19 protein-coding genes and 1 tRNA gene are annotated in these 17,025 nt (G+C 45.1%); 10 read left to right on the top strand and 10 right to left on the bottom strand.

The window, feature by feature from the left end; all coding sequences use genetic code 11:
• Positions 1 to 3 precede the first annotated feature (3 nt).
• A complete protein-coding gene (locus tag MMAH_RS01935; RefSeq protein WP_013036867.1) occupies positions 4 to 705 on the bottom strand; it encodes a phosphatidylserine decarboxylase in 702 nt (233 codons plus the stop codon).
• On the bottom strand, positions 706 to 1,527 hold the full coding sequence (gene artA / locus MMAH_RS01930; protein ID WP_013036866.1) for an archaeosortase A: 822 nt from the start codon (positions 1,525 to 1,527) through the stop codon (positions 706 to 708).
• A 63-nt stretch (positions 1,528 to 1,590) separates the two neighbouring features.
• Here artA and MMAH_RS01925 point away from each other — a divergent pair, with 63 nt between their 5' ends.
• The 4 genes from MMAH_RS01925 (at position 1,591) to priL (ending at position 4,179) form a co-directional block, all read left to right on the top strand.
• Complete coding sequence (locus MMAH_RS01925; protein ID WP_013036865.1) at positions 1,591 to 2,007, top strand: NUDIX domain-containing protein; 417 nt, start codon at positions 1,591 to 1,593, stop codon at positions 2,005 to 2,007.
• Positions 1,985 to 2,299: a transcription factor S gene (locus tag MMAH_RS01920; RefSeq protein ID WP_013036864.1), complete on the top strand. Its 315-nt coding sequence runs from the start codon at positions 1,985 to 1,987 to the stop codon at positions 2,297 to 2,299. The genes MMAH_RS01925 and MMAH_RS01920 overlap by 23 nt, the downstream gene beginning before the upstream one ends.
• An 83-nt stretch (positions 2,300 to 2,382) precedes the next feature.
• Entirely contained in the window at positions 2,383 to 3,120 is a 738-nt protein-coding gene (locus tag MMAH_RS01915) for a DNA polymerase sliding clamp (protein ID WP_013036863.1), read from the top strand.
• Positions 3,121 to 3,123: 3 nt separating this feature from the next.
• Positions 3,124 to 4,179 carry a DNA primase regulatory subunit PriL gene (gene priL / locus MMAH_RS01910; RefSeq protein WP_013036862.1) on the top strand — a complete coding sequence of 352 codons (1,056 nt, stop codon included), beginning with the start codon at positions 3,124 to 3,126 and terminating at the stop codon, positions 4,177 to 4,179.
• Between the two features lie 24 nt (positions 4,180 to 4,203).
• Here priL and metX read toward each other — a convergent pair whose 3' ends face one another.
• The 5 genes from metX to MMAH_RS01885 all read right to left on the bottom strand — a co-directional run bounded on the left by metX (position 4,204) and on the right by MMAH_RS01885 (position 8,864).
• A complete protein-coding gene (gene metX, locus MMAH_RS01905) occupies positions 4,204 to 5,655 on the bottom strand; it encodes a homoserine O-acetyltransferase MetX (protein ID WP_013036861.1) in 1,452 nt (483 codons plus the stop codon).
• Complete coding sequence (locus tag MMAH_RS01900) at positions 5,652 to 6,956, bottom strand: O-acetylhomoserine aminocarboxypropyltransferase/cysteine synthase family protein (RefSeq protein WP_013036860.1); 1,305 nt, start codon at positions 6,954 to 6,956, stop codon at positions 5,652 to 5,654. Before MMAH_RS01900 ends, metX begins: the two co-directional genes overlap by 4 nt.
• Before the next feature lie 10 nt (positions 6,957 to 6,966).
• Positions 6,967 to 8,346, bottom strand: coding sequence for an O-phospho-L-seryl-tRNA:Cys-tRNA synthase (gene pscS, locus MMAH_RS01895; RefSeq protein WP_013036859.1), 1,380 nt, complete (start codon positions 8,344 to 8,346; stop codon positions 6,967 to 6,969).
• A 14-nt stretch (positions 8,347 to 8,360) separates the two neighbouring features.
• Positions 8,361 to 8,431: transfer RNA gene (locus MMAH_RS01890), tRNA-Cys, on the bottom strand.
• Between the two features lie 97 nt (positions 8,432 to 8,528).
• On the bottom strand, positions 8,529 to 8,864 hold the full coding sequence (locus MMAH_RS01885) for a transcriptional regulator (protein ID WP_013036858.1): 336 nt from the start codon (positions 8,862 to 8,864) through the stop codon (positions 8,529 to 8,531).
• A 206-nt stretch (positions 8,865 to 9,070) separates the two neighbouring features.
• Here MMAH_RS01885 and nifS point away from each other — a divergent pair, with 206 nt between their 5' ends.
• From nifS to larE, 4 genes are read left to right on the top strand one after another with little or no spacing between them, the layout of a single operon-like run.
• Positions 9,071 to 10,264 (top strand): cysteine desulfurase NifS, encoded by a 1,194-nt coding sequence (gene nifS, locus MMAH_RS01880; protein ID WP_013036857.1) that lies wholly within the window; start codon positions 9,071 to 9,073, stop codon positions 10,262 to 10,264.
• Between the two features lie 5 nt (positions 10,265 to 10,269).
• On the top strand, positions 10,270 to 10,674 hold the full coding sequence (gene nifU, locus MMAH_RS01875; RefSeq protein ID WP_013036856.1) for a Fe-S cluster assembly scaffold protein NifU: 405 nt from the start codon (positions 10,270 to 10,272) through the stop codon (positions 10,672 to 10,674).
• Positions 10,664 to 11,389: a HesA/MoeB/ThiF family protein gene (locus tag MMAH_RS01870; RefSeq protein WP_013036855.1), complete on the top strand. Its 726-nt coding sequence runs from the start codon at positions 10,664 to 10,666 to the stop codon at positions 11,387 to 11,389. The genes nifU and MMAH_RS01870 overlap by 11 nt, the downstream gene beginning before the upstream one ends.
• A 10-nt stretch (positions 11,390 to 11,399) precedes the next feature.
• Positions 11,400 to 12,197: an ATP-dependent sacrificial sulfur transferase LarE gene (gene larE, locus MMAH_RS01865; RefSeq protein WP_157198676.1), complete on the top strand. Its 798-nt coding sequence runs from the start codon at positions 11,400 to 11,402 to the stop codon at positions 12,195 to 12,197.
• 2 nt (positions 12,198 to 12,199) lie between these two features.
• Here the strand turns inward: larE and MMAH_RS01860 are convergent, their stop codons facing one another.
• Positions 12,200 to 13,516 (bottom strand): cobyrinate a,c-diamide synthase, encoded by a 1,317-nt coding sequence (locus MMAH_RS01860; protein WP_013036853.1) that lies wholly within the window; start codon positions 13,514 to 13,516, stop codon positions 12,200 to 12,202.
• 122 nt (positions 13,517 to 13,638) lie between these two features.
• On the opposite strand from MMAH_RS01860, the gene moaA reads away from it, so the two are divergent.
• A complete protein-coding gene (gene moaA / locus MMAH_RS01855) occupies positions 13,639 to 14,559 on the top strand; it encodes a GTP 3',8-cyclase MoaA (protein ID WP_013036852.1) in 921 nt (306 codons plus the stop codon).
• A 12-nt stretch (positions 14,560 to 14,571) separates the two neighbouring features.
• Here the strand turns inward: moaA and MMAH_RS01850 are convergent, their stop codons facing one another.
• Positions 14,572 to 15,861, bottom strand: coding sequence for a coiled-coil domain-containing protein (locus tag MMAH_RS01850; RefSeq protein WP_013036851.1), 1,290 nt, complete (start codon positions 15,859 to 15,861; stop codon positions 14,572 to 14,574).
• 187 nt (positions 15,862 to 16,048) lie between these two features.
• Between MMAH_RS01850 and MMAH_RS10575 the strand changes: the two genes are divergently transcribed.
• Positions 16,049 to 16,198 (top strand): hypothetical protein, encoded by a 150-nt coding sequence (locus MMAH_RS10575; RefSeq protein ID WP_013036850.1) that lies wholly within the window; start codon positions 16,049 to 16,051, stop codon positions 16,196 to 16,198.
• Here the strand turns inward: MMAH_RS10575 and surE are convergent, their stop codons facing one another.
• A complete protein-coding gene (gene surE / locus MMAH_RS01845; protein ID WP_013036849.1) occupies positions 16,199 to 16,987 on the bottom strand; it encodes a 5'/3'-nucleotidase SurE in 789 nt (262 codons plus the stop codon). It abuts the gene before it with no gap.
• Positions 16,988 to 17,025: the final 38 nt, after the last annotated feature.

The following is a 17,025-nucleotide window of genomic DNA, read 5'->3' as shown; positions in this document are numbered from 1 at the left end:
CCATTACCTCTCATGATGTGGGGTTTTTGCTATTTTGGTATCGCCTGCATATACCTTATCCCCTTTACTGACACAAATATCAAATCCTTCAGGGATAGTAACATCCACCCGGGAACCCAGCCGTATCATTCCAATCTTTTCTCCCTGCAGGACATCATCCCCTTCCTCCACATAGGTAACTATCCGGCGTGCCAGGAAACCGGCTATCTGGGTTACTTCTATTTTTCCTGCGGATGTCTGCAGCATGATATTTGTTCTCTCATTGCGTGAGGAATCCTTGGTAAATGCCGGCAGATAGCCTCCTTTGAAGTGTTTTACAGATAAAACTTTACCGCAAAAAGGAGCACGGTTGACATGAACATTGTTAATGTTCATGAAAATGCAAACCTTACGGCCCCTGATATCCGAAATTTTACCATCGGCAGGGGCAAGGATACAGCTTTTACAGAGAGTAGAATCCCGCTTAGGATCACGGAAAAAGACGACAAAAAATACTGTCAGCAACCCAAACCCAAAAGTGGAGTAGAGGAATATTTGCCAGCCGGAAAAAAGGCTCAAAAAGAAAGTATTTCCTCCCAGCAGAGGCATATCCAGCATAAATTGAGGGATAAATATCTGCAATCGTGAAGTTACATACATAAATCCCATTGCAATTGTGAGCAATAAGGCCGTAAAGACCCAGCTATGAGAACCTTTTGCAAGCATTTACCTGTTTCCTGCAATTTTATCAATAATTCCCTTTAACCTGAACCTTGAAAGGGACACAAGCCCATCAATCAGATCGAAGAGCTGGGGAAGAATCTTCAAAACAGCATAGCCGATTACAAATAGAGCTAAAGCCGACCCCATCTTGGCAATCATATGGTGGGCAATCTCAAAACTTTCCGCACCAAACCATTGCTCCCCATAAGCTATAATAACAAAAACATCGCGAAAAATATTCAGTATATATATAACCGGTACTGAAACTATAAATGCCTGGAACAACTTAAAAGCAGGTGCCCTGACAGAAACGATCAGGCCGCTAAAGAGGGCAATACTTTCAATGGCAGTGCAGGCAAGGATAATCTCCACTGTATAGCCGTTGTAGGAGATCAGGTTCCAGGCATCCTGAGTAACTTGATAGCCCAGAACACCAAGAAGCCAGGTGATGTTATCTGTAACAGTAGCAATAATCCAGTAATTAAGTGAAGGTAACTGGGCAAACGGGAAGTAAAAAAGCGAACCTATTGCAGTAGCGCTGGTCACCATTGAGGTGATATCCAGGTTCGTAACAGGCAGTATTCCTGTCCTATATTCATCTATCATAGAATAGGCCATCATAAGACAGAAGCAGGCAATCATTATTGTAAGGAATACATTAAAATAATCGTTAATTCCCATGTAATGGATTGGCTGGTAAGCCCAGTGCGCACCAAAAGAAATCCATCCAAAAGCGCCTATCAGTTTACGATAGGATAATTTACCAGGAAGGATAGCTGAAAGAATCATTAATCCTATTGCTATCAATAAAATGTAGTCTGTCATTTTGGAAGCACCTATAAGTATCCAATATTAATATAGTATCTATCCTATTAAGGTTTTGTCAGAATGAGACCAAAAACTCCCCTACTAACAGTCGATGGCGTAATCATATTAAACGGGAAGATAGTACTTATAAGAAGGAAAAATGAACCTTACAGGGGATCGTTTGCCCTGCCCGGTGGTTTTGTAGAGATTGGCGAAACCACAGAAGAAGCGGTAAAGAGAGAAGTAATGGAAGAAACAGGGCTTCTAATCGAAATACTCAAATTGGTTGGTGTATATTCAGAGCCTTCCCGTGATCCGAGGGGTCACACAGTATCCGTGGCCTACCTGGCAGTAGGCAAAGGCGAACCCCGGGCAGATACCGATGCTGCAGAAGTTGGATGTTTTGATCCCGGCAATCTGCCAGAACTCGCTTTTGACCACCAGCGGATCATAAATGATGCAGGAGATGATATTGATGGAATTTTGTCCAAAATGTAAGAGTATGATGTTTCCCAGCGACGGGGACCTTAAGTGTCGCAAATGTGGATATGAGAAAAGCAGGGAAGAAGGCGCAGAAACCATGGTTTCGAAAACCAAACGTGATGAACGTGAGGTTACAGTGCTTGAGGAAAATGTCGATGAAGGGTTACCTACAACACTTGCCCAGTGTCCAGAATGCGGAAATAATAAAGCATACTGGTGGATGCGACAGCTACGTTCAGCAGATGAATCAGAGACGAGGTTCTTTAAGTGTACAAAATGCAGTTACACCTGGAGAGAATATGACTGATATCCTCCGACAAAATAAAAACTTATATAACCTGTCGCGTATAATGATTTTCAGATTTTAAAATAATCAGGCGGAGCGACAAAATGTTAGAGGCAACAATTGATGCATCACTTCTGAAAGATTCCATTGAATCATTATCTGTATTGGTTGACGAAGCCCGAGTACACATCTCACCCGAAGGTATAGGCGTGAAAGCTGTGGACCCGGCCAACGTTGCCATGGTCAGCTTTGAACTTCAGGCTGATGCCTTTGATGAATACAAGGCAGAGGAAAGCGAAATTGGATTGGACCTTACAAGAGTTCTGGACATATTGGGTGTCGCAGAAAAAACGGACAAAGTGAAGATGAAACTGGAAGAGGATTCAAGGAAACTCTCCATAAGCATTGGCGGGATATCATATACACTTACATTGCTTGACCCGTCTACAATCCGTGCAGAACCCAGGATCCCCCAGCTCGAACTGCCTGCAGAGATCGTTATTAACGGTAAAGGATTCAGCAGGACCGTAAAAGCAGCCGAGAAAATAAGTGACCATATGTCAATGGGAGTTGAAGGAGAAACTTTCTTCCTGGAAGCAGAAGGCGATACAGAACGTATGCGTCAGGAAATGCCCCGTGATGAACTGATAAGCATCACACCGGGACCTGCACGATCATTGTTTTCCCTAGATTATCTTTCTGACATCGTGAAACCTGCCTCTAAATCCAATGAGGTAACCCTCCAGATAGGAAATGATTTCCCTATCAAGATCAATTTTGAAATTGCAGGTGGAAGGGGCAAGGTTGGATACCTGCTGGCCCCCAGAATAGAGTCAGAGTAAATTATGGAAAGGGCAGAACTTGCGCTGTACCCCTTTACATCCGCCGCTTCGCAATATGTCGGAGAACTGGATTTTGAGCTGGATCGCCTTATAAATTCAAGGGCGTTCCAATCAGCCAGGCTCAGGGGTGAAGAAAGATTAATCCAGTCCCTGACCTCAGGCATCCGTAAACCTTCTCTCACAAATACAGATGAAGGACGGGTACTCACAGAACTTCTTTCCTACCCTTATGCAAAAATACTCGTATCCTGCCTGAATGACCCCTACCTTAACCGCAAATATTCTCATGCTGAGGCCGAAGCTGCATATTCCCTGCTGTTAGAGAGAGAAGATTTTTTTCTCAGGGAAATAGGAGAAGAATTCGGAATCCATGCAAAACAGCATGAAAGAGGTTTCCATTTGCATTTTGCAGATTTTTTGAAATATTCCACAACCCTCAAAGCAATTGAGTGGAAACTGATAAACCAGAGAATGGTACATGGCAACGTTTTTGTTGAAAGAAAAGATTTTGCCCGATTGCTGCAGGAAGCAATAAAAAAAAGTATTCACGAAAGCCTCCCCCTCAAAGTTCCCGAAAAGACCTGCACCGATTGTTCAGGTGCACTGTCAAGATTGAAGGAAATACTCCAGCAAAAGAAAGGCGATGTTGAAAATGGCCAGATGGGAGAGGTAGACAGTAAACTGTTCCCCCCCTGTATCAATTATGCTATCAATAATGTTCGTACAGGGGTAAACCTTGCCCATTCAATGAGGTTTGCAATGACTTCCTTTTTGACAGGTATCGGCATGACAATAGATGATATAATCAACATGTTCAATGTATCCCCGGATTTTGATGAAGAAAAAACACGATACCAGATTGAACATATTGCCGGTTCCTCTGGTACAAAATATACTCCCCCCTCATGCAGCACCATGAAAACCTATGGTAATTGTCATGGAGCCGATGAACTTTGCAAAAAAATTAATCATCCCCTGAACTATTATCGCAGGAAAATGTGGTATAAAAATAAATTCAAAAAGCCTGCGAATACAAAGGAAAAGAAAGGGACAGAGTAACTGCCATAAATCACAGCACCCGTCTCACTTTGTACCTTTCCCCACCATTGCGCTGATAGTATCACTGGAAAGGATACCTACAAGACAACCTCTGTCATCAACCACAGGAAGTGCCGATATTGCATGATCTTCCATTACAAGAGCTGCACTAGAAAGGCTTTCATCCGGACGGGATGTCAAAATATCCCGTGACAATATGTTTTCGATGGAACTTATCTTGTTAGCAACAGCCCTTGTGATATCCCAGGAAGTCACTATACCCGTAATACGCCCACTTGTTGCAAGGATAGGGATATGTGTTGCATTTTTCAAAATCATTAATTGCGCCGCCTCTTCAAGTGTACACCCTTCATGGAGAGTCGATACGTCCTCCGACATGACATCCCCCACAGTGAGATGACCCAGGAAAGTGGATAGAAGATAATTTAATTGCCCTTTTTCCAACAAAAAGGCATCATGTCCAAAATGTGAAATGAGTTTACGATACTGCACATCTACATCATTGGAACCCAGAGCCTGGACTATTTCCTCGGACTGGTATGAAGGATAAAGCCAATCCGAAGATACAGAAATGACCATAAATTCTGATTCTATATTACTGAAGGTTTTTGCGAGGGAATAACCATTACTTAGATCAAACTTGTCAATTGCTCCGGTAAGATAAAGATAGGAGTTGGGATCAAATCGGCTGGTGAAAGTGTCACCCTGATGATGTAGATAACTCTCCACCTGGAACATTTCGTTTTCCCTGATATCCCTTCCAAACTTATCATGCATGGAATCATCACTCAGGTAAGTGATGTGTCCGATCATGCGTGCAAGGGAAAGACCCTGTTTGGGCAATTCCACTCCATAATAATCCCCATCATTCCAATAAGGATCCCTGATTATTGCCTGCCTTGCAACCTCATTAAAGGCTATCTGCTGAGGGGAGGAAATTGCTGTGGATGCGAGCACAATAGATCTTTTCATGAAACCGGGATAGGATACCGCCCATTGCAGAACCTGCATGCCTCCCATGGAACCCCCTGCTATTGCGTATAATCTGGAAATACCCAGATTATTAAGCAATGTGTGTTGCAGGTTCACCATGTCTTCAATAGTAATACGGGGAAAAGACAGGCCATATGGCAAACCGGATTGGGGGTTAGTGGAGGACGGACCTGTTGTTCCCTTGCATCCCCCGAGAACGTTAGAACATATTATAAAATATTTATTGGTATCAAAGGCTTTACCCGGCCCGATTACAATATCCCACCAGCCCGGTTTTTTATCACCTTCATGCCAACCGGCAGCATGGGCATCGCCGGTGAGCGCATGGCATATAAGAATTACATTGGACTTGTCAGAATTCAGTTTGCCATAGGTCTCATAAGCTATGGAAACCTCTGCCAGTTCATCACCACTAACAAGCCTGAAGGGTTCTTTTAAATGATGGTGTTTTGTTTCCACATAACCTACGGACCTCTCGGTCATACATCCACCTCGTTCAACGCCTGGTCAAGATCTGCTATCAGGTCTTTTGCATCCTCGATACCAATGGACAAACGGATGTAATCGGGCGTAACACTGGTACTTGCCTGTTCTTCTGGGGTAAGCTGCTGGTGGGTAGTCGAAGCGGGATGAACAACGAGACTCTTTGCATCCCCTATGTTGGCAAGATGGGAGAACAGCTCCAGATTTTCAATGAATTGTTTACCGGCTTCAAGCCCTCCCTTGATACCAAATCCAACTATCGGGCCAAATCCTCCATCAAGATATTTCTCAGCCCTTTCATGGCTGATATGATCTTCAAATCCAGGATAATTCACCCATGCAACTTTCGGATGATCCTGCAGGAAACGGGCGATCTCAAATGCATTTTCAGAATGTTTTTTCACACGCAGGAAAAGGGTCTCCAGCCCTTGAAGGAAAAGGAATGAATTAAAAGGACTTACTGCCGCCCCCAGATCCCTTAGCCACTGGACACGGGCCTTCAGGACAAAAGCAATGTTACCCATCCCGGGAACGTCCTTGAATGCATCCCAGTACACAAGCCCGTGGTAGCTGGGATCGGGTTCTGTGAACTCAGGGAATTTACCGCTACCCCAGTCGAAATTGCCTGAATCGATAATGACACCTCCCAGCGAAGTACCGTGGCCACAGACATATTTGGTGGCGGACAGGACAACGATATCAGCACCGTGTTCAATGGGTTTCACAAGTCCGACACCAACTGTATTGTCCACTACCAGCGGTATGTCCGCCTCATGGGCAATGGCCGCAATTGCCTCAAAATCCGGTACATCGAGTTTGGGATTTCCTATGGATTCGATATACACAGCCCTGGTATTCTCATTTATAACCTGTCTGAAGGCTTCCGGATTAGTCGAATCCACAAAGGTTGTACTCCGCCCCAGTTTGGGGAAGGTATGATTGAATAACTGGTAAGTGCCACCATAGAGGTTATCGGCGGCCACAATCTCATCACCCAGGCGGGTGATTGTCAGCAGGGCAAGGGAAATAGCAGACATTCCGGAAGAAACAGCCAGGGAACCAGTACCACCTTCAATAGCAGCCATCCTTTTTTCAAAGACATCGGTGGTAGGATTCATCAGGCGAGTGTAGATATTGCCAAATTCCTTCAGGGCAAAAAGATTTGCCGCATGTTCTGTATCATCAAAAACATAGGCTGTGGTCTGGTAAATCGGAACAGCCCTTGAACCTGTGGTGGGATCCGGCTTTTGTCCTGCATGTATGGAAAGGGTTTCCGGATTATAATTGTTTGATCTGCTCATTGTTTACACCTCAATCGACATTAAGGTTATATTTTACTGCTATTTCCTTAAATGCATCTGAAAGATAGTCTATCTTTTCCCTGCTAAGGCCATAGGTGTTCAGTTTCCATGCCCTGGTAGCACCCGGGAACATGCCGACAATCCCGAGTTTGGATAGTTCATCACTCAGGAAAAATCCACGGCGTTTGTGCTCCTTTGCCACTTTATCGAAGGTATGTGTTGTATCCACTTTTGTCAGTGTATGCCTTCGCGGATACTCTGAAAGTACCTTATTGCCTTCTATTTTCAAAAATTCTTCAATGAAGCGGTTGGAATTGCGGACCTCTTCATCCCAGTTTTGCGTACGCTCTTTAACATGTGGAAATGATGCCATCATAGCAAGCAAGGTGCCTCCCATAAGAGTACATCCCATCATCTCCACTTCCTTGATACCGAATTTGCGGCCCGTGACATCCCCTTTCATCCTGGTTGTGCGGAAGACAAGGTCCGAATATTCATCAGTGGTGGCCAGTATTCCAGAAGGGGCAGGAGAAGCCATACTTTTGTGACCGGAACCAACTACAAAATCTGCACCCAGTTTCTTGGCATCAACGGGCATCACACCCACAGTGTATGCACCGTTATAGAGCACAGGTATATCATAATCATGTGCAACTTTGGCTATGGACCTGATATCGTGCTGATTTGCGTACTGGTAGTCATAGTGGTCCATCATCATCAGGGATGGAGGTTTCCCGTCCTCCCTGATAACATCCTCTATCTTTTCAGCCATTGAATCAATGTCCACTTTGTTGCCATGATCCAGTGGTATTTCCCTGACCTTGCCTCCTGCAGCCTCAACTGCCAGGAATTCAGTATAATGAGCAAGAGATGAAACAATTACTGAATCCCCTTTTCCCACAAGAGACGATGTAACTGCCTGGAAACCTCTCCTTGCCCCCGGAACCACCCGGGCAGTATCCATATTCACAAAACCTGCCAGTTCTTCATGGAAATCAGCAATCGGAGGGCGACTAATTTTGTCAAGACGAAAAGGCTTGCGGCATGAATCACAGGTGGAATATCCATCCCCGTAGGAGATGAGAGCCTTTCTGGCTTCAGGTGTAAGTCTGCCTGCAGCCTGGATGGGCTGAATATTTATGCTTCCTTCTTCCCGGTATCGCAATCCTATGCGATCAACGATTTGGGGGAAATTGGTCTGATTTTCAGAAGTGCCTTTTTCGAGGTCTTCGATCACCGATTTAAGGTTAGCAGTAGATTCCATAAATGCTGTCTCTTCCGTGGCCGACATTCCGGTGGGAAGAGAACGGCGGATGACCTCACGCATATCCTCCAGCTCAAAAAGGGCCTCAAAGGTCTTCCCTATCAAATGGTCTTTGGCACCTTTCATTTTCATCCTCCTAAAGGCCGGGGTGAGAGTCGAACTCACCTACACCGATCTGCAGTCGGTTGCATAACCGCTCTGCCACCCGGCCGATACGTTTCACCTTGATTCACAATAGTGAATTAACAATTGTGAATTGTTGGTTCTTGTATATATAAGTTCTGGAGAAACAGAAAAAAGATGGAAAATCAGTCTTCACCAGCAGGACAGGCGTCATCCGCCCTCAGCTGGCGGCAGATGTCGCAAAATCTGTGCGACAGATCATCTACTTTACCATTCTGGATATCGGCCGCAAGATTTGCAATGGAAACTTTTATGTTGTCATCAAATTCAATCCTGTACCCCCTTTTTTTGGTAAGGTACTGGGAAACCGCTGACGGCGCCATCCCGAAAAGCCTGGCCACTTCCTGTTGGGTTACACCATTATCCACCAATTCTTTTGCAAGGGCGGCCCTTATGGCGGGCAGGACATCCCACACCACAACCTGACACGGAGTTTCAATTTTCATATTCTCACGCTTCATTTTCTATTGATATTAACCTACAGGTATATCACTATTGTGAATGAATTAAATCCAAAGTGCAAAATCGGGATATTCCAATAGAAAGGAGAGTCGTACACGAAAAGTTAAAGTATATGAACATTTAAAACCCATTCACAATTGTGAAACAAATATATTATGACACAGGAAAACTGATAACGAAGACAGGAGAAGTAACGGAGACAAAAATGAAAAACAATAATAAGAATACAGGCAATACCGTCTATCTGGACCATGCAGCCACCACCTTTACGGATCCAGTGGTTTTAGAGACAATGTTGCCGTATTTCACCGAGAATTTTGGCAATCCCTCCTCACCTTACAACATCGCCCACATATCCAGAGAAGCGCTCGATAAAGCCCGTCAGCAGGTAGCCGATGCCATCAATGCGGACACCGAAGAGATATATTTCACAAGTGGGGGGACCGAATCCGATAACTGGGCTATTAAGGGCGTTGCATTTGCCAACAGGAAACGGGGCAACCATATAATCACTTCCGCCATTGAACATCATGCAGTCCTGCATACATGCCAGTGGCTGGAAAAACAGGGATTTGAGGTAACCTATCTACCAGTGGACAAATACGGACAGGTCAGAACAGAGGATGTAAAAAGAGCCATCCGGGGCGATACCATCCTGATATCTGTAATGCTGGCAAACAACGAAATCGGCACAATTCAGCCAATCCCGGAGATCGGCAGGATAGCCCGGAAGAAGGGTATCTATTTTCACACGGATGCAGTGCAGGGGATTGGCCAGATACCTGTAGATGTGGAAGCCCTGAATGTGGATTTACTCTCCCTCTCTTCCCACAAGTTCTACGGGCCAAAGGGAGTAGGTGCCCTGTATATCAAAAAAGGCAGCCGGATCGATAACCATAGCCATGGGGGTGCCCAGGAAAAGAAAAAAAGGGCAGGCACAGAAAATGTTCCCGGTATTGTGGGAATGGGCGCAGCTATCGAACAGGCAATATCTCAACTGGAAGAACATGCCGCTCACATGAAAAAGCTGAGAACACGGTTGTTAGAAGGCCTTCTGCAGATTCCGGCCACCCACCTTGCAGGCCATCCCGAAAAACGCCTGCCCAACAATGTGAACGTGATCTTTGAGTACATAGAAGGGGAATCCATCCTGTTGATGCTGAATTCGTTCTCTATTGCAGCTTCTACCGGCAGTGCCTGCACCTCGGCTTCCCTTGAACCGTCCCATGTGCTCATTGCCTGTGGATTCCCCCATGAAATCGCACACGGATCCCTACGCCTGACCCTGGGTAAGGAGAATACGGAAGATGATGTGGATTACGTTCTCCAGATAATAGAACCGATTATCAAAAGACTCAGGGCAATGTCACCTATGACACCAGAGGAACTGAGGAAGTGATACAGATGATGTACAGTGAAAAAGTAATGGAACATTTCATGAATCCCCATAACGTCGGGGAAATGGAAGATGCCGACGGGGTGGGGGAAGTGGGGAACCCCCAGTGCGGAGATATTATGCGAATATACCTCAAGATAGAGGACAATGTGATTGCGGATGCCAAATTCATGACCTTCGGATGTGGGGCTGCTATTGCTTCCAGCAGTATGGCAACCGAGCTTATCAAGGGCAAAACCCTTGAACAGGCCTGGAAGGTCACAAACAAGGCAGTGGCCGAAGCTCTTGAGGGATTGCCCCCCGTAAAAATGCACTGTTCGGTGCTTGCGGAAGAAGGTATCCACAAGGCAATCAATGACTACAGGGAAAAACAGGGCCTGAAGCCCCTGGAGGAAAAGCCCGATGCTGAATGATGTGGATAAGGAACTTTACAGCCGCCAGATCATGATGATCGGAGAAGACGGCCAAGATAAACTCAAAGGGGCAACCGTACTTGTGGCCGGCTGCGGGGGGCTTGGCTCTCCCGTTTTGAATTACCTGGCCGTTGCCGGGATCGGCCATATCCGGCTTATCGATAAGGATACCGTTGAGCTGAGCAATCTCAACAGGCAGATATTACACTGGCACCGGAACATCGGGAAACCCAAAAGCCTATCTGCTCAGGAGAAGCTAGGTGAACTCAACCCCAATATAAAGCTGGAAGCAATCAATGCAGAGATCAATGCCGATAATGCGGATGAACTAGCGCAGGGAGTAGATATTATAGTCGATGCCCTGGATAACTACGACACCAGGGTTTTGCTCAACAGGATGGCAATCAATAAAGGTGTGCCTCTGGTCCACGGTGCTGTCCACGGATTCCACGGCCAGGTCACAACGATCATCCCGGGAAAAACACCTTGTATCGAATGCCTCATACCCGAAAAACCACCAAAAGAAATATTCCCGATCATCGGTTGCACCGCAGGTATCGTAGGTACGATGCAGGCAAACGAGGTGATCAAGTATCTGCTTGGCCGGGAAGATTTACATAGCGGCCATATTGTAATGTGGGATGGCAGGAGCGGAACGTTAGACAGGATGAAAATATGCCGCAGGATGGACTGCCCAGAGTGCGGCCATTTATAATATGAAAAACATGACAAATAACAAATTGAAACAACTGGAAAATTTCATACAATCCACCGGCCCAATTGCAATTCTTTTTTCAGGAGGTGTGGACAGCAGTCTGCTTTCGGTTGTCTCCAGGGAAGTACATGGAGATAAACATATTTGCATCCTGTTGAATTCCCCATTCATACCCGAATATGCGGTACGCAGGGCAAAACAAACTGCCAATGAATACGGATTAAAGCTGCATATACTGGATATAGATCCCCTTGAATATGAAAATATAAGAATGAACCCGAGGGATCGCTGCTATCACTGTAAGAAGAAAGTAATAGAAGTTGCAAGGAAATATGCTGCCTCCCTGGGCTATACAGTTATTGCCGACGGTACCAATGTCTCGGATACACAGACATTGCGACCCGGGCTTGCAGCCAGCCGGGAAGAGGGAATACTTCATCCTTTCGTGTCTGCAAATATCACCAAAGCGGATATCAGGCAGATAGCGAAACAAAAAGATTGCGACTTCTGGGACCTGCCTTCTTCTGCCTGTCTGGCCTCACGTATACCCTATGGCGAAATGCTGGACGCCGGGAAACTCGGAAGGGCCGAAGAGGGGGAAGACATTCTGCACAGAATGGGATTTTTACAATGCAGGATGAGGTTGCATGACGGGGGGGCCCTTGCCCGTATAGAGGTCCCCGCTGAACAAATCACAACGGCTGTCCTGAAAAAGGATGATCTGATCAGGCAGCTGAAAACTACAGGTATCACCCATGTCTGCCTGGACCTCGAAGGTTACAGAAGCGGCAGCATGGATGAGACCTGAGATCAGCGTTGTTTGTACTTGCGACAGCTTTGTACAAAATCATCCACCGGGAATGAGCCGGGGTGGGCATGCATGTAACTTGCCACAGAATTGTGTTCATAGATACCATCCATACCATCAACAATTCCTTTACCCCGCTCCATAGTGTAAGCCAGACGGCTGTCGCAAGCACAATCTGTTACAGAGTAATGGAATTCATGACCACGTACTTCTCCCCTGAATATGGGGGAATCGGCATACCCTTTAGTGTAGCCCAGCGCCTGCAGTTTTTTCGTCATGACGGTCTCGGCAGGGAAAAGATCAGCCATTTTGTAGATCCTGTCCTCTATCTCGTAGGAAGTGCAGAGATATTGCAGACCACCACATTCACCGTAGATTGGCATTCCGTCTGCTGAAAGGTCCTTGAGCTTGTGAGTTGTCCGTGACTTTTCAAGTTCTGCTATATGGAGCTCGGGATACCCGCCTCCAAAGTACATGCCGTCCACATCAGGAATTTCACCTTCAAGCGGACTGAAGAATTTGATTTCAGCCCCTGACCTGCGAAAATAGTCCAGCATATCCTGATAGTAGAAACAAAAAGCACTGTCCATTGCAACACCTATTGTCACATCGACCTCCCTGTTGACGATGCATTCCTCAGGGGCAGCCGGGCGAGGGTCGTTTGCCAGGGATAGCACACTATCCAGATCAATGTTCTCTTCAATGAAGTTACCCAGTCTTTCCAGATCATAATCCCGTTCATCAGCCATGTGCAAACCAAGATGACGGGAAGGGACGGTCAGGTCCTGGTTACGAGGCAGGGCACCAACTACCGGCACATCCCCCAGGGCATCCCTGATCATTTGAGCATGTCTGGGACTTCCCACGCGGTTAAGAACCACACCATCGATACGTACATCACTGTCAAATTCAGAGTAGCCTTTGATAAGGGCTGCAGCACTTCTGGACATGCCGTGCACATTAACTACAAGAATCACAGGAGCACCCAGGGATTTGGCCACATGAGCCGAACTTGCAAGATCCGAGGAATTCATTCCGTCAAAAAGACCCATTACACCTTCAACGACTCCTATATCCGCATTCCCGTAGCTGCAATGAAAACTCTGCCGGACACCTTCCTCACCCATCATGAATGTATCAAGATTCCTTGAGGGTCTGCCGCAGATTGCGGTATGATGAGTGGGATCGATGTAATCCGGCCCCACCTTATAGGGCTGGACGTTCATCCCCCGGCGGGTCAGGGCCGCCATAATACCCATGGAAACGGTTGTTTTACCGACTCCACTGTGTGTGCCTGCAATAACTATTGATTTCTTCATGGCACAAGTTGGTTTGATTTGGTATTTAAAATATGGGGCAGTAAGCTTCACTGTTACCGGATAAACTTAAGTTTATATACCCCCTTCACCATCCCAATTTAAAAACCAATTCCCGATATAGCATGACTCCTGAAAAACATCTCACTGATTCCTACGGACGCACCATAAAGAGCCTCAGAATATCGATTACTGACAGATGTAATCTCAATTGTATTTATTGCCACAATGAAGGGAATATGAAAGTGGCAGATGAAATGTCAGCCCAGAAAATATCTGATATCATCAAGGCAGCCAGCATGTATGGAGTGGACAGGGTGAAATTCTCTGGCGGAGAGCCGCTTGTCCGCAGGGATTTCGAGGATATACTGAAAAGCCTGCCCCCCTTGAAGGATGTATCTGCAACTACCAACGGGATACTGCTGGAAGAAAGGGCCCGGAGCCTCAAGGACGCAGGACTGGACCGGATAAATGTAAGTTTGGATAGTATTGATGACAGAAACTACAGTTTGATTACTGCAGCAAATCCGGGTGATGTACACAAGGTTCTCAGGGGAATCGAAAAAGCAATCGAAGTTGGCCTTACTCCTGTAAAGCTGAACATGGTAATGCTCAAAGGGGTCAATGAAGATAAAATCGATCAGATGCTTGAATTTGTCCGTAAGCACAAAGGCAACACCATATTACAACTCATACAGCTAATGGATTTCCAGGATGTTATAAAATATCAGGTTGACGTGGAAGAAATTGAAAAACAACTTGAAGAAAAGGCCGATGAAGTCCGGGTACGTAAAATGCACCGCCGCAAAAAGTACATCATCGACGGTGCTGAAGTTGAAGTCGTAAGACCCATCGACAATACTGAATTCTGTGCCAACTGCAACAGGCTGCGTGTGACAGCCGACGGGAAACTCAAACCATGCCTGTTGGTTAATGATAATCTTGTGGATACAAAAGGTGCAAATGCAGAAGATATTCCACGATTGCTGGAAGAAGTTGTGAAAAAAAGGGTGCCTTATTACAGAGGAAACGTAACTGAAGGCTAACAGGTAAGGTTGTTACCTGAAATGTATCTCGATATCCTCCTCAAATGCATCATTCACATGTGAACTCAATTTCGATTTTGCATTTACCAGCTGCTCTTCCAGGGATTCCAGACATTTTTTTTCATCTTCCAGTTTATCCTGTGTGGAAAGCAAAGCCTCTTGCTTTTTTGAAATATCCTTTTCCATGGAAGTTTTCTGGCGATACACATCCATTTGGTCCAATTGGCCCCTCAACTGCCTGAGAATGTTATTGTATTCCGTTTTACTTTCATATAAGGATTTGAGAGAAGAAGAGTTTTTTATTGAATGTACCTGTTCAAGAGTTTTATCTTTCTTTTTATCCTTCAGACCAAGTGAATCACTTTGAAGCCTCAGAATTAATTCATCATATAGAGGATCAAGATCGTGATCCAGTGCCGAGACAGGATCATTCACGACAATATCAAGTATATTGCGAACTTGTGGCGATAGGGTATGAATTCCGTTTTCATCCTGTTTTTGCATTCTGGATAATGCTTTGGACAGTGGGGTGAACATTCTTTTAATATCAGCTTCTACATTCAGGAGCTGTTGCCTGACCTCTTCAATCTCACTGTTAATTGCTTCTGCCCGTGGATATTCCGAACCTGCAATCAACTTTTCAAGATCAGATTTTGCATCCTGTACATTTTCATCCAGGGAGGAATATTTATTCTCTAATTCCTGAATCTTATCCCGACAATCCATTATTTCAGATTCAAGATTATGAATATCTTCAACATCGACAAATATATTGTTGATCATATCCAGCTTATTCCGGGGCTTTTCAATTGCCGAAAATAAATCACTTAAAGCATGATTCAGGTTTGCAAGGTCTGCGTTTATTTTATTATATTCAGTGGGATAGAGACTCTTTGCATAAAGCATGCTTTTTCGGGTATTGTCCAGAAAAGTATCCAGATGGGAAACCGATTCAGTATAGAAGGCATAAGCACCCTCTACAGAATTATCATTCGGGACAATGATTTTCTCATCAAGTATTTCCAGATTACTAACAATAACATCCCGGTTTGAATCTGCGATCTTACCCATTTTCTTATCAGCTGATTCAATCGGCGTGGCAGCCATGAAGGCCTTTTTGTCGATCCTGAGCTGTTCAAGTTTATTGTCAATCACCGAATACAGATCACTTATAAGAGGTTTTGCGGCGTTAACTTGCCTTTCATACCTGGTTTTACTCCATTCAAAGAGATTTTCAAATTCCAGATGTAACTCTTCAGGCTCATCCCTGTCCTTACCAAATAGTTTCTTGAGGAAATCCATATATTCAGATGAAAAAACATGGTGATTTGTTAAAAAGGTTCTGGATGAAGAACAATTGGACATAAATATTAAATTGACTCCCTGACATCAGGTTCAAATTAGAATCTCTAATACAAAAAGAGAAGGATAGAAAAGAAAAATAAATATTGGAATTCATTCTATATGCAAAAAAAGGGAAGTGTCAAAAATGAAAGTCGAACTTAATGTTGATGGTGAAAATATAGAAATAAACGATTTTGTACAGAAAATCCTGGGAAAGACTGCAGCCGCGTCTGCAGAAAGTCTGCATGGTGTCGATCCAACATGGAAAGAGATCGACATCCACATCAAAAAATAATCAAAATAATTTTTCTATTTCCGAGTTATCCACCCGAGAAGTCGAATCCAGACTCAGAGGTGTTATCGATATGTGCCCCTTCCGGGTAACGGCATGTACATCAGTACCTTCTTCACCATCTGGCATCGGGTCACCTGCCAGCCAGTAATATGGCCTGCCCCTGGGATCATGACGCTCTTCCACTTCCATATTGAAAAACTTCCTTGCAAGGCGGGTGATCTCAATCTCGGTATCTTCTTTCACATCATGCGGCAGGTTTACATTCAATACATCCACATTTTCAGGCAGCCCGTGTTCCAGGACCTTTTTCGCAATCCTGTTCACTACCCTGATACCAACCTCGAAATCATGTTCATAATCCCGCAGGTCATCGAACTTGAGACCCTGTTCTATGACCTGGATGGAAACCGCAATTGCAGGGATACCATAACTTGCACCTTCCAGTGCCGCACCCACGGTTCCTGAGGTAGTGGCGGTATCCGTACTGATATTTTCCCCGATATTGAATCCCGATACAATAAGATCGGGTTTTTCTTTCATAACCGAAAATATCCCCAGTATCACTGAATCAGTGGGAGTACCGCCTATTGCATAAGCATCCACGCCATCTATCTTTGTACGGTTCATCCGCAGGGGCTCAAAAATAGAAATAGACCGCCCTACACCGCTTTGCTGAAAAGCCGGTGCAGCAATCGTCACATCGCCCAGTGAATCCACACTTTTGTAAGCAGCACGTATACCAGCGGAATACACACCGTCATCATTGGTCAGCAGAATTTTTTTCGACATGGAAGGCCAGATTAACCTTAAGGGTTTTAAAGGTAATG

The organism is Methanohalophilus mahii DSM 5219 (genome assembly GCF_000025865.1).
GTDB lineage: Archaea > Halobacteriota > Methanosarcinia > Methanosarcinales > Methanosarcinaceae > Methanohalophilus > Methanohalophilus mahii.
This window is presented reverse-complemented; position numbering and strand designations above follow the sequence as displayed.